Below are 13503 nucleotides of genomic sequence, written 5' to 3'. Positions count from 1 at the left end.
GCAGTTCCGCCGGAATTATTCCGACCCGAAACGAGGGCCGACCAGCACGGGACGAGCCAAGTACCGGGCCTTGAAATTGACCTGTCAGGCTTGCCCGTCCAAAGCAAAATGCTGCCCGAACGCGGATGCCAGATCGATCACCCGCGAAGAGCATGAAAACGCCCGTCAGGTCGCCCGCGACATCTCCAAGACCAAGCAATACGAAATCTCGATGAAGCTGCGAAAGAAGGTCGAGATGCTGTTTGCGCACCTCAAACGCATACTTGGCCTCGGACGCCTCCGATTACGTGGCCCATGCGGCGCAAATGACGAATTCCTCCTCGCCGCCACCGCCCAAAACCTCCGCAAACTGGCGAAGATCTTTCCTGCACCGCAGAAACCGAGAACAGCCTAACAATAAAGGCACTCGCGCCTTGAACCAGCGCCCACTTATTGCAATCGCAACACGATGTTTTTCCACAGAATCGGCTCGTAATGGCCATTCGCTGCTCGGCAGCCAGGAAACTGAGTGCGAACGGCTGCTCCGGGCTCGACTGAGACATCTGAGCGATTCAGTCAGATGTCCGAAGTGCCGACCTTTGCGGACGCGACGCCGATCAGCGTCACTGGCTGCCTTTCGGACAAAGCTTCCAATTGCCGATACTGAACGAGTGTCCGCTTGAGACCTTTCAATAAGACCAATGTTTCCCGCCTATTACGGAAATACCTCTCAAAAGCGCGGCAAAAGTAAAACAGGCTCAGGCCTGAAGCACCGCTTCGATTTCCGTAGCAGCGTTTTCTGCACCGTCATAGGGGGATATCATCTGTCCCAGCCGTTTTGCCTCTTCACTGAATGACGCCGTGTTCAGGAGGCTTTGTGCGGCAATGCTGATCTCGGTCGGAGTTGCATCACCGGCCAGGGCTTTGCCGACCCCCCATTCGTCGACCGCTTTGCTGTTAGGGAGCTGATCATGTCCTGTGCCGGGAAGAACCAACATTGGCACTCCGTGAATGAGAGAGCGCATAAGGGTGCCGTGCCCGCCATGGGTCACGCAGAGGGCCGCCCGCCGCAGGATCGGATTGTGGGCAGCGTATTTGAGCGCAACGGCATTCCCCGGAATCCGCAAGTCTTCGAGAACGGCATGCACGCCTGTTGTCGCGACAACGTGAATTGGAACAGCCGCAAGCCCATCAAGGACACGCTGAATCTTATCTTGCGAGAATTGTCCTTTGGCAGTTGCGAAACTCACCAACGCCATTGGCGTCGGATCGGAAGCATCCCAAGGCAGGTCTGCCGTCTGGGCGATACTTTCGTCTTCTATGATCGGCCCTACGTGCCGTACTTTCTCCCAACCAGGCAATGCGGGGGCTTCCAACTCCTTGACCGATGTTACGATCATGCGAGTTTGCGATAGCCACAACGCGTCGGCATCTGGCAGCGGATCGAATCCCGCATCCACGCGCATCGCTCCAAGTTGTGCGATGACATTTCGCCAGGTCTCCATTTGCCGGAACAGAAAAGTGTGACTGAAGACAACAGTCGGCAACCCAAATGTCGGACTTATGGCCAGTGCGGCAGGGAACATTGCATCCACCAAAAGCACACCGGGCTGTTGCGCTTTGATGATGCGTTTCAGCTCGTCTGAAACATTGGGAGAGGTGAGATAGCAGGCCAGCGGAGGTACGGGAGGGCCGCCCGAATAGCGGGGCAAATCGCTGTCACTAGAGGACACACCGATGCTACGAAACCCGGCGCGGTCGATGCGGTCCGTCATGTCAGACTTTACCGCGAAGACAACTTCGTGCCCACGCCGCTTGAGTGCCCGGGCGACCCCCAAACTCGGTGGTAGGTTTCCGCCGCCCGCGTGGCACAACCAGAGTAATTTAGTCATTCAGGATCCCAAGTATTCATCAGTGAAACTGTAGTCATCAGTATCACAGGCGTTCGTTCATGAGCATCGTTTTCACTGCTTGTATCTTGCAAGACCCGGAAACCCTAACTTCGCTGAATCTTTGGCAATGAGCAATTTGGGCTCTGAGCCCGTATTCGCGGCGTTTGACATGAACGTCGCCTGCCGAAGCGCGAATGTCTCGGGTGCGACGAGCAAGGCGAAAGATCAATGGCTTGGCGTTTGTGGCGAACGGCCGGTTTCCTGCGGTCTGAGCCAAGGTGCGTGCCGCGGTCGCATTGGGCCGCTTCGAGCGCAAAGCGGTCTTTGTCTCTTTGCGGACAGTGCGCAAATCAGCGAACGCTTTGGGGGCTTGAAGTCCCGTTGGCTGCCCTTTTACTGTGGCGCTTTTAGGTCAAGGAAATACAGGTCTTCTCAAAGCCTGTAGAGAGTTTGTCGTTCCTAACTTGACGCCCGAAAATCAATGGAATAGTACCGGTGAGCGCAGAGCGGGCGTTGTGTAATGGTAAGACCCTTGCCTTCCAAGCAAGAGATACGGGTTCGATTCCCGTCGCCCGCTCCAGAAATCGCCGCCAACATCCATTTTCCTGACCTGCGTCTGTTGCGTCATTTGCGTCCTGTGGCGCGTTGATCGCTTGACCCCGGGCCGCGACAGCGCCAAGAAACTGGGCCTAGGTCCGCGGGCGCGGGTCAGGATGGATGCAGAGGCAGGACAGCGAAACGCATGGCACGATCAAATCCGGCACCCGGCGCAAGCGAACAGCGCGCAACATCGCGCAAGTTGGGGGTACTGGCCTCGCTCTGGCCCTTTGTTGCGCCCTACAAGGCGTTGATGTTCGGCGCGTTGGCGGCATTGGTGCTGACGGCGACGACCTCTCTGGTTCTGCCGCTGGCCGTGCGCCGGGTTGTCGACAACTTCCGTATCGAAAACGGCGATATGCTGGATGTCTACTTCATGGCGGCGCTGGGTATCGCGGGCGTGCTCGCAGTCGGCACCGGTATCCGATACACGCTTGTCACCCGGCTGGGTGAACGCGTGGTGGCCGATATCCGCAAGGCGGTGTTCGACCGGATCATCGGCATGAGCCCCGAGTTCTTCGAACGCATCATGACCGGCGAGGTTCTGAGCCGGATCACCACCGACACCACGCTGATCCAGTCGGTGCTGGGGTCTTCGGCCTCGATCGCGCTGCGCAACATGCTGATGTTCCTGGGCGGCCTTGTTCTGATGCTGCTGACCTCGGCCAAGCTGACGGCGATGGTGCTGCTGATCGTGCCGCTGGTGCTGGTACCGATCCTGGTGCTGGGCCGCCGTCTGCGCGCCATCAGCCGCGAGAACCAGGACTGGATCGCCGCCAGCTCGGGCAATGCGGGCGAGGCGTTGAGCGCGGTGCAGACGGTGCAATCCTACACCAACGAGGGGGCCAGCCGGACGGCTTTTGCCGAAGTGACCGAAACCGCCTATGACGTGTCGCGCCGCCGCATCGCCACGCGGGCGGTGCTGACCGTGATCGTGATCTTCCTCGTGTTCTCGGGCATCGTCGGTGTGCTGTGGATGGGGGCCAACGACGTGCGCGCGGGGCTGATGACCGAAGGCATGCTGATCCAGTTCGTGATCTATTCGGTGATCATGGCGGGCGCCGTCGCGGCACTGTCCGAAATCTGGAGCGAGTTGCAGCGCGCCGCAGGGGCAACCGAACGGCTGGTCGAACTCCTGAATGCCATCGACACGGTCAATGACCCTGCGGTCCCCGCGGCGCTGACGCTGCCGGTACGGGGCGAGATCACATTCGACAACGTGACATTCCGCTATCCGGCGCGTCCCGATCAGGTGGCTCTCGACGGGATGAGCCTGACCGTGCAGCCGGGTGAAACGGTGGCCTTTGTCGGACCCTCGGGGGCGGGCAAAACCACGGTGATCCAGCTGATCCAGCGGTTCTATGACCCGCAGTCGGGCCGGGTGCTGCTGGACGGGCAGGACCTGACCACGCTGGCGCGCAACGATTTCCGCCGTCACATCGCCCTGGTGCCGCAGGACCCGGTGATCTTTGCCGCCTCCGCGCGCGAGAACATCCGCTTCGGCCGGCCCGGTGCTACCGATGCCGAGGTCGAAGAGGCCGCCCGCGCCGCCGCCGCGCATGATTTCATCGCGGCCCTGCCCGAAGGCTATGACAGTTTCGTGGGCGAGCGTGGCGTGATGCTGTCGGGCGGTCAGAAACAGCGCATCGCCATCGCCCGCGCGATCCTTCGGGACGCGCCGGTGCTGCTGCTGGACGAGGCGACCTCGGCGCTCGATGCGGAAAGCGAGCGCGCGGTGCAGCAGGCGGTCGAACGGCTCAGTGCCGATCGTACCACGCTGATCGTGGCGCACAGGCTGGCGACGGTGAAAAAGGCTGACCGCATCGTGGTCATGGACGCGGGCCGCATTGTCGCCCAGGGCACCCATGACGAATTGGTCGCGGGCGGCGGGCTCTATGCCCGGCTTGCGCGGCTTCAGTTCACCGATGGACTTGCCGCTGAGTAACCTTGCCGCGTCGCAGCGTCACTTGAACATCGGCCGTCACGTCACGGGGGTTTTACACTTCCGATACCTCTAAGCGCCTGCTTGCACAGGGAAGCGTTTCTACGCATCTTGGGCACAAGGATGGAATGGCCCGGGAAACGGGCTTCAGGGGAGGATCGCATATGCCGTTTGCCGGGCTCGAAGACCGCGCGCGTATTGAAAATGAAATGCCGTGGGAAGACCGGGATGTCCCGGTGACTCTGCACCAGCTTCTGTCACGGACAGCCGGAAAGTTCCCGAACCGGAGTGCGATAAGCTACCAGCTGTTGTCCGGCCCGACCGACAAGGCCGAAACCTTGACCTGGTCGGAGCTTCTGGCCAAGACCAACCAGGCGGCCAACCTGTTCCGCAAGCTGGGCGTTGGTGAAAAGGACGTGGTGGCCTATGTCCTGCCCAACACCAATGAAACGCTGATCACCCTGTTGGGTGGCGCGATCGCCGGTATTGCGAACCCGATCAACCCGCTCTTGGAGCCCGAGCAGATCGCCGCGATCCTGCGCGAGACCAATGCCAAGGTGGTGGTCACGCTCAGACCCTTTCCCAAGACCGACATTGCACAAAAGGTGGCCGAGGCGGTGCGCCACGCGCCGCATGTCACGACGGTGCTCGAGGTCGATCTGAACCGCTACCTGACGCCGCCGAAATCGTGGATCGTGCCGCTGGTGCGGCCCAGGATGAAGGACAAGGAACATCTGGCCCATGCCGACTACCTGAACTTCAACAAGGAGTTGAAGAAGCAACCGACCGAGTTGCAGTTCGCCGATTCAACTCATGACCGCGTGGCCTGCTATTTCCACACCGGCGGTACCACCGGCATGCCCAAGGTTGCCCAGCACAGGTATTCGGGCCTGATTTACAACGGCTGGCTGGGGCACTCGCTGCTCTTTACCGAACAGGACACCATCATGTGTCCGCTGCCGCTGTTCCATGTGTTCGCCTGCCACGTCATCGTGATGGCGGCAATCTCGTCGGGCGCGCATGTGGTGTTCCCGACACCCGCCGGATATCGCGGCGACGGGGTGTTCGACAATTTCTGGAAGCTGATCGAACGCTGGAAGGTCACGTTCATCATCACAGTGCCGACCGCGATCTCGGCCAAGATGCAGCGCCCGGTCGATGCCGATATCTCCAGCGTCAAGACCGCCTTCTCGGGTTCTGCACCTTTGCCGGTGGAACTGTTCAAGCGCTTCGAACAAGCAACCGGCGTCACCATCGTCGAGGGCTACGGTCTGACCGAGGCGACCTGCCTCGTCTCCTGCAACCCGGTCGATGGCGAAAAGAAGATCGGCTCGATCGGCATTCCTTTCCCCTATACCGATGTGAAGATCGTCAAGGGCACGCCCGAAGGGCCGGTGGAATGCGCCGTGGACGAGATCGGGGAGATCTGCATCTCGAACCCCGGGGTCTATGCCGGTCATACCTACACCGAAGAGGACAAGAACAAGGACCTCTTCTATTACGGCACCCATCTGCGCACCGGCGATCTGGGCCGGTTTGATGCGGATGGCTATCTCTGGATCACCGGCCGCGCCAAGGACCTGATCATTCGCGGCGGCCACAATATCGACCCCGCCGAGATCGAAGAGGCGCTTTTGGGCCATCCGGCGGTGGCCTTTGCCGGCGCCATCGGCCAGCCCGACGCCCATGCAGGCGAGGTGCCTTGCGCCTTTGTCGAACTGGTGGGCGGTGCCACCGCGACCGAAGCCGAGCTGCTGGAATACTGCAAGGTGCACGTGCACGAGCGTGCCGCGCATCCCAAGCATATGACCATTCTGCCGGAACTGCCCAAGACGGCGGTGGGCAAGGTGTTCAAGCCCGACCTGCGCAAGGATGCGATCACCCGCGTTTACAACGGCGCCCTGGCCGAGGCCGGGGTCGCGGCCCGCGTGGTGTCGGTCATCGACGACAAGAAACGCGGCCTTGTCGCGCAGCTTGACGCCAGGGGAAGCTCGGAACAGGATGTGGCCAAAGTCCTGGGCGCCTACACGCGACCCTGGGAATGGGCAGCCTGAACGGGGAACACATGGATTACAGCCGGCTGATCGACGCGGAAACCTGGGCGTTCATCCGGCGCGTGTCCGAAAGCTATCCCGACGATGCCGTCACGCTCGACATCGAAGAGCAGCGGCAGGTCTATGACGCCATGTGTCGCGTGTTCAGCCAGGGACGACCCGAAGGTGTGAAGACAGAGGACCGGGATGCGAACGGCGTGCCGGTTCGCCTTTATTGGGCCGGGCGTCCGACACGGACGGTCATCTATGCCCATGGCGGCGGTTTCATCCTGGGCGGGCTCGAGAGTCATGACGACGTTTGTGCCGAGATCTGCGCCCAGACCGGCTATCGCGTGGTGGCGGTAGATTACCGGTTGTGTCCCGAACATCGCCATCCGGCCCAGTTTCACGATTGCCGGACGGCACTGGAATGGGCCGAGGCCGAGTTCGGCGACCCCGTCGTCCTGACCGGCGACAGCGCTGGCGGCAATCTGGTGGCGGCAGTTGCGCATGCGGCGCGCGGGCGGTCGAAATCCATCCTGGGGCAGGTGCTGATCTATCCGGTCCTGGCGGCCAGAGGCGATGCGCCGTCCTATTCCGAACATGCCGAGGCGCCGATGCTGACCGCGGCGGATGTCGACTTTTACCAGGACATCCGTTTCGACGGTCCGCGCCCGGCCGGCGACCCGACCTGGGCGCCGCTGTCGGACAGCGATTTCGAGGATCTGCCGCCCACTGTGGTGATCACCGCCGATTGCGATCCGCTGCGCGACGACGGGCGGATGTATTGCGAGGCGATCGCCACCGCCGGCGGCCGGGCCGCCTGGATCAACGAAGAAGGGTTGATCCACGGCTACCTGCGCGCCCGCGGTTCGGTCACGCGCGCCCAGGACAGTTTCGAGCGCATCACCGTCGCCATCGAAGCATTGGGGCAGGGGCTCTGGCCCTACGACTGAACCGGGTCATCCGGCAAGATCCGGGCAGGCTTGCGGGGTCGGCCAGGCCACTGTGGGGATGGATGGGGACTCTGCCTTCGTCGCTTTGTCGCGCGACTCCCCCCGGAGTAATTCAGAAAAGTTGAAGTCATGCCGGGCGCGCGGCGCGGTCAGCGCAGAAAACTGGCCGCCTTCATGGTCTCGGCCACCGGAGCGCCCAGACGCCCGAGGATGGTCGGGGCCAGCTGCAACTGGTCAATCACATGGTCCGCGTCCGGGCCCTCGGCCTCGCCGAAGTAATAGAGCGCGGTTTCCTGTTGCAGCGGGCCACGGCCTCCATGGTGACCGCGCTCGTCCTGGCCGTGGTCTGCGGTCACGATCACCTCGTAGCCGAGAGCGCGCCAGCGCGGGATGAAAGGCGCGAGCATCTCGTCCATCACGAAACAGGCGTGGTCCATTTCGTCGCATTCGTGGTAAAACCGGTGCCCCATGCTGTCCAGCGTGCAGGTGTGCAGGATGCCATAGTTCAGCCCGAAGCGCAGGCAGAGGTTGGTCAGCGTCGCGAACAGGTCAACGTCCGAGGGCGTCATCTGGTTGTCATGACCGTAGCCGGTCATGGTGTGGAACCGGCCATGGTTGATCGTATCGCTCTCGGGTTCATCATACTCGATGTCACGCACGTAATCGAACGGGTGGCGATTGAAGAACTGCGACCAGAAGCTGTGAGTGACCGCGCCGGTCACGCCGCCGCCGGCGCGTACCTGGCTGAAGATATCCTTGTGCGAGAGGCGGAACACGTTGCCGTTGCCGGTACAGCCGTGCTCTTGCGGGCTGACGCCGGTGTGGATCGAGGCATAGCAACTGGCCGAGATCGAGGGCAGCACCGCGCGATGTTTCCAGACCCGCGCCTCGCCGCTGTCCACCCAGCCTTCGAGATTGCCGAACAGGCGGCGGAAGTTCCGATAGGGGACGCCGTCGAGAATGATGAGGAGCAGTTTTCGGTCCATTTCAGTGGACTCCATCAGAGAGAAGACACATTTTCTGGCCCATAAAATGCATCAGATTTTGTACAGAAATCTGGAAACAGACCCTGGATCAGGGTCTGTTCCGTCAGTGTCCCGCGCTTTCCATCTTGCGATGGGCGACCACCTCTTCCAGCCAGCCCAGGCGCATTTCCGGCACCGAACTGAGCAGCAGGTCGGTATAATCGTCGAAGGGCGGGCTCAGCACCTGGCTTTTCGAGCCGTAGCGCACCACCCGGCCCTGATACATCACGGCAATCGAATCGCTGATTGCCTTCACCGTCGCCAGGTCATGGGTGATGAACAGGTAGGCCACGTTCTCGATCTTTTGCAGGTCCAGAAGCAGTTTCAGGATGCCGTCCGCCACCAGCGGGTCGAGCGCGCTGGTGACCTCGTCGCAGATGATCATCTTCGGCTTCGCCGCCAGCGACCGCGCGATGCACACCCGCTGTTTCTGACCGCCAGAAAGCTCTGCCGGATATCGGTCGATGAACTTTTCGCCCATCTCGATCTCGTCCAGCAGTTCGATGATGCGCTTGCGCTTTTCCGCGCCACGCATGCCGAAATAGAACTCCAGCGGCCGCCCGATGATGGTACCCACGGTCTGGCGCGGGTTCATCGCCACATCCGCCATCTGGTAGATCATCTGCAATTCGCGCAGATCCTCGCGCGACCTTCCGGCCAGATCGCGGCTGAGTTTCCGCCCGGCAAAGGCGATCTCGCCCTCGCGCGGCGGCAAGAGGCCGGTGATCACTCGCGCCAGCGTCGACTTGCCCGAGCCGCTCTCGCCCACCACCGCCAGGGTCTGGCCGGGGTGCAGATCGACCGTCACGTTGTGCAGCACGTCAAAGGCCAGCCCCTTGTAGCGGGCCGAGATGCCGGTCACCGACAGTACCGGCTCGGGGGTCGGTTTCTTCTCTTCGTGTTCGATCGAGCGGACCGACACCAGCGCCTGGGTGTACTCTTTCTGCGGGCGGTTGATGATCTGGTCGGTCTCGCCGTACTCGACCATGTCGCCCATTCGCAGCACCATGATGTCGTCGCTCACCTGCGCCACCACCGCCAGGTCGTGGGTGATGTAGAGCGCGGCGACGCCGGTGTCCTGGATCGCTTCCTTGATCGCCATCAGAACGTCGATCTGCGTTGTCACGTCCAGTGCGGTGGTGGGCTCGTCGAATACCACGAGATCGGGCTCGGGACACAGGGCCAGCGCCGTCATGCAGCGCTGCAACTGGCCGCCCGACACCTGGTGCGGATACCGCTCACCGATCTTGTCGGGATCGGGCAGGCCCAGCTTGGCGAACAGCGCGCGGGCGCGTTCCTCGGCCTGCCTGCGCGAGAATTTCTTCTGCTCCACCGCCGCCTCGACAACCTGGTCCATGATCTTCTTGGCCGGGTTGAACGAGGCCGCCGCCGACTGGCTGACATAGGTGACCTCGCCGCCGCGCAGGCCGCGAATGTCCTTCAGCGAGGTCTTGAGGATATCGCGGCCGTTGACCCAGACTTCGCCGCCGGTGATTTTCACCCCGCCGCGGCCATAGGCCATCGAGGCCAGACCGATGGTGGACTTACCGGCCCCGGATTCGCCGATCAGCCCCAGCACCTTGCCGCGCTCGAGGTCGAAATCGACCCCGTGCACGATCTCGATGTTATGCGGTTTCTCGCCCGGCGGATAGACGGTCGCGCCGATCTTGAGGCCACGGACCTTGAGAAGCGGTTCGCTCATCCGCGGCCTCCTTTCAGCGATGTGGTGCGGTTCAGCACCCAGTCGGCCACCAGGTTGACCGAGATCGCCAGCGTGGCGATGGCGACGGCCGGGTAAAGCGCCGCGCCGATGCCGTAGACGATGCCGTCCTTGTTCTCCTTCACGATGCCGCCCCAGTCTGCCAGCGGCGGCTGCACGCCCAGGCCCAGGAACGACAGGGTCGAGATGAAGAGCACCATGAAGATGAAGCGCAGGCCCAGTTCCGCCACCAGCGGTGACAGCGCGTTGGGCAGGATCTCGCGGAAGATCACCCAGGCGCGGCCTTCGCCCCGCAGCTTGGCGGCCTCGACATAGTCCATCACGTTGATGTCCACCGCCACGGCGCGTGCCAGGCGATAGACGCGGGTGGCGTCGAGAAAGCCCATCACCAGGATCAGCACCGGAATGGTCACCGGCACCATGGCCAGCACCACCAGCGCGGTGATCAGCGAGGGGATCGACATGATCAGGTCCACGGTTCGCGACATCACCTGGTCCGCCCAGCCGCCCAGCACGGCGGCCAGAAAGCCCAGGATCGAGCCGGTGGTGAAGCTGAGGATGGTGGCCATGGTCGCGACGAAGATCGTCGTGCGCCCGCCATAGATCATCCGGCTCAGCAGGTCGCGGCCGATGTTGTCGGTTCCCAGCAGATACTCGCTGCTCGACGGCTCCCACACATCGCCGACCACCTCGGCCATGCCATAGGGGGCCAGCAGCGGGGCAAAGATCGCCCCGACGAAATACATCGCCGTCAGGAACAGGCCGATGGCGGCGGAAATTGGAATGTTCTTCATTTCGGATGCCTCAGTCTGGGGTTGGCCAGAATGGCAACGATGTCGGCCAGCATGTTCAGTCCGATATAGATGGCCGCAAAGATCACCCCGCAGGCCAGCACCACCGGCACGTCTCGCTTGGTCACGTGATCGACCAGATACTGCCCCATGCCGGGATAGACAAACACCACCTCGACGACCACGACGCCGACCACCAGATAAGCCAGGTTCAACATCACGACGTTCACGATGGGCGCGATCGCATTGGGAAGGGCATGGCGATAGATGATGGTGAAATTGGTCAGGCCCTTCAACTCGGCCGTTTCGATATAGGCCGATTGCATGACGTTCAGAATGGCCGCGCGGGTCATCCGCATCATATGCGCCAGCACCACCATGGTCAGCACGATCACGGGCAGCGCGATGGCGTTCAGCTTCTGGCCCAGCGACATGCTGTCGTTGATCATCGCCAGCGGCGAGAACATGCCCAGCTTAACCGCCACGAAATAGACCAGCACATAGCCGATCAGGAATTCCGGGATCGAGATCGTGGTCAGCGTCACCGCCGAGATCAGCTTGTCCGGCCAGCGGTTACGGTAACGTACGGCCAAGAGGCCCAGAAAGATCGCCAGCGGAACCGACACGATGGCGGCCCAGAAGGCGAGGAAAAGCGTGTTGCCCAGACGGTTGCCGATGGATTCGGCGATGTCGAGCTTGTTGGTCAGCGACTGGCCCAGGTCACCTTGCAGGATGCCGCCCAGCCATTCGAAATATCGGGTCAGAGCCGGGCGATCCAGGCCCATTTCCTCGCGCAGGTTGGCAAGGGACTCGGGGGTTGCGGACTGGCCCAGGACGGCTTGCGCGGCGTCTCCGGGCAGCGCTTCGGTCAGGCCGAAAATCATGGCCGACGCGCCGAAGAGGAGCAGGAGTCCCAGCGCAAAGCGCTGGGAAACCAGTTTCACGATCGGGTGCATGCTGCCGGACCCGGATCAGGCGAACCACATCTTGCGGGTGACGTGACCGCTCATCAACTCGCCGTTCGGGTCGGTTTCCCAACCGGTCAGCAGGTTGCTGGTCGCATCGACGAAGTCGTTGAACATCGGGCAGATCAGGCCACCGGTATCGCGCACGATCTGACCCATCTGGGAATAGATCTCCTTGCGCTTGGCCGGGTCCAGTTCGGCGCGCGCCTCGAGCAGCATCGCATCGAAATCGGCGTTCTTGAACTTGGTGTCGTTCCAGTCGGCCGTGGACAGATACGCGGTCGAGTACATCTGGTCCTGCACCGGACGGCCGCCCCAGTACGAGGCGCAGAACGGTTGCACGTTCCAGACTTCGGACCAGTAGCCATCACCGGGCTCGCGCTTGATTTCCAGCGGAATGCCGGCGGCAGCCGCGGTCTGCTGGAACAGGGCGGCCGCGTCGACGGCGCCGGGGAAGGCCACGTCCGAAGTCCGCAGTTCGATGGGCGAACCGTCATGGCCGGACGCCTTGTAATATTCCATCGCCTTGGCCGCGTCATAGGTGCGCTGCGGGATGGTCTCGTCGAACAGCGGATAGGCTGCGTTGATCGGCATGTCGTTACCGACCGAGCCGTAGCCGCGCAGGATCTTCTCGACCATGTCTTCGCGGTTGATCGCATGCTTCAGGGCCATGCGCAGGTCGTTGTTGTCGAACGGCGCCTTGTCCACATGCATGATGAACACGTAATGGCCACGGCCCGGGGTCGAATGCACGGTCACGTTCGGCGCGCGGCTCAGCAGGCCGGCGACCTTGGGCTCGACACGGTTGATGATATGCACCTGGCCCGACTGAAGCGCCGCGGTCCGGGCGGTGGCATCGTTGATGGCCAGGATTTCCACGCCGTCGAAATAGCCGTCATCGCCCCAATAGTTGGCGAATTTCGAATAGACATGGCGCACGCCCGGCTCGTTCACTTCCATCTTGTAGGGGCCGGTGCCGATGCCCGCGCCCGGATCGTCCATGCCGCCATCGGGCTGGATGATCAGGTGATAGTCCGCCATCAGATAGGGCAGGTCGGCGTTGGCGTCGGTCAGGGTGACCTGGAAATACTCGCCATCGGTCTTCATCGACTCGATGCCCTTCATGATGCCCAGCGCACCCGACTTCGACTCCTCGTTCGAATGGCGTTGCATGGTCTTCAGCACGTCTTCCGGGGTCATCGTCTTGCCGTTATGGAACTCGACGCCCTGACGGATCTTGAAGGTCCACACCTTGGCGTCGGCGCTGGCCTCAACGCTCTCGGCCAGGCGGTTCTCTATCGTGCCGTCCGGCGCCACGTTCACCAGCGTGTCGCCGAACTGGTTGCCGTTGTGATAGGGGACCTGGCTGGCATAGGTGGCCGGATCGAGCGAGTTGGTCGATTCACCGCCGACCGAGCCCAGCTTGACCACGCCGCCACGCTTGGGCTCCGACGCCCGCGCCGCCTGGGCGAAGATCGAGCTTGCGACCGCGGCCGATACGCCAAGTGCGGCCGCCTTGCCCATGAATTCGCGGCGGGTCATCTTGCCTGCCGTCACGCGGCGGGCCATGAAATCTAGTTGTTCGTTCATCGAAGTCTCCCGG

General features: G+C 62.2%; 10 protein-coding genes and 1 tRNA gene. 5 read left to right on the top strand and 6 right to left on the bottom strand.

The window, feature by feature from the left end; translation table 11 throughout:
- A partial coding sequence (locus tag BLT75_RS18450; protein ID WP_143028599.1) for a transposase occupies nucleotides 1-394 on the top strand: 394 nt, incomplete at its 5' end.
- A gap of 343 nt (nucleotides 395-737) precedes the next feature.
- Here BLT75_RS18450 and BLT75_RS18445 read toward each other — a convergent pair.
- Entirely contained in the window at nucleotides 738-1754 is a 1017-nt protein-coding gene (locus BLT75_RS18445; RefSeq protein ID WP_176828120.1) for a glycosyltransferase, read from the bottom strand.
- A gap of 623 nt (nucleotides 1755-2377) precedes the next feature.
- Here BLT75_RS18445 and BLT75_RS18440 point away from each other — a divergent pair.
- The 4 genes from BLT75_RS18440 to BLT75_RS18425 all read left to right on the top strand — a co-directional run bounded on the left by BLT75_RS18440 (nucleotide 2378) and on the right by BLT75_RS18425 (nucleotide 7399).
- Nucleotides 2378-2451 (top strand) — tRNA-Gly (locus BLT75_RS18440).
- 162 nt (nucleotides 2452-2613) lie between these two features.
- Nucleotides 2614-4413, top strand: a complete 1800-nt coding sequence (locus BLT75_RS18435; RefSeq protein WP_093035285.1) for an ABC transporter transmembrane domain-containing protein — start codon at nucleotides 2614-2616, stop codon at nucleotides 4411-4413.
- A gap of 161 nt (nucleotides 4414-4574) precedes the next feature.
- Nucleotides 4575-6464 carry an acyl-CoA synthetase gene (locus BLT75_RS18430; protein ID WP_093035340.1) on the top strand — a complete coding sequence of 630 codons (1890 nt, stop codon included), beginning with the start codon at nucleotides 4575-4577 and terminating at the stop codon, nucleotides 6462-6464.
- A gap of 11 nt (nucleotides 6465-6475) precedes the next feature.
- Complete coding sequence (locus BLT75_RS18425; protein ID WP_093035337.1) at nucleotides 6476-7399, top strand: alpha/beta hydrolase; 924 nt, start codon at nucleotides 6476-6478, stop codon at nucleotides 7397-7399.
- Between the two features lie 149 nt (nucleotides 7400-7548).
- Here BLT75_RS18425 and BLT75_RS18420 read toward each other — a convergent pair whose 3' ends face one another.
- The 5 genes from BLT75_RS18420 to BLT75_RS18400 all read right to left on the bottom strand — a co-directional run bounded on the left by BLT75_RS18420 (nucleotide 7549) and on the right by BLT75_RS18400 (nucleotide 13490).
- Entirely contained in the window at nucleotides 7549-8385 is an 837-nt protein-coding gene (locus BLT75_RS18420; RefSeq protein WP_093035334.1) for an alkaline phosphatase family protein, read from the bottom strand.
- 103 nt (nucleotides 8386-8488) lie between these two features.
- Complete coding sequence (locus tag BLT75_RS18415) at nucleotides 8489-10126, bottom strand: ABC transporter ATP-binding protein (RefSeq protein ID WP_093035282.1); 1638 nt, start codon at nucleotides 10124-10126, stop codon at nucleotides 8489-8491.
- On the bottom strand, nucleotides 10123-10938 hold the full coding sequence (locus BLT75_RS18410) for an ABC transporter permease (RefSeq protein WP_093035279.1): 816 nt from the start codon (nucleotides 10936-10938) through the stop codon (nucleotides 10123-10125). Before BLT75_RS18410 ends, BLT75_RS18415 begins: the two co-directional genes overlap by 4 nt.
- A complete protein-coding gene (locus BLT75_RS18405; RefSeq protein ID WP_093035276.1) occupies nucleotides 10935-11891 on the bottom strand; it encodes an ABC transporter permease in 957 nt (318 codons plus the stop codon). The genes BLT75_RS18410 and BLT75_RS18405 overlap by 4 nt, the downstream gene beginning before the upstream one ends.
- Nucleotides 11892-11906: 15 nt before the next feature.
- The gene (locus tag BLT75_RS18400; RefSeq protein ID WP_093035273.1) at nucleotides 11907-13490 is read right to left on the bottom strand and encodes an ABC transporter substrate-binding protein; all 1584 of its coding nucleotides are present in this window, start codon (nucleotides 13488-13490) and stop codon (nucleotides 11907-11909) included.
- Nucleotides 13491-13503 lie beyond the last annotated feature (13 nt).

The organism is Ruegeria marina (genome assembly GCF_900101475.1).
GTDB lineage: Bacteria > Pseudomonadota > Alphaproteobacteria > Rhodobacterales > Rhodobacteraceae > Ruegeria_B > Ruegeria_B marina.
Note: the sequence above shows the minus strand (reverse complement) of the source record. Positions and strands in the feature narration are given on the sequence as shown.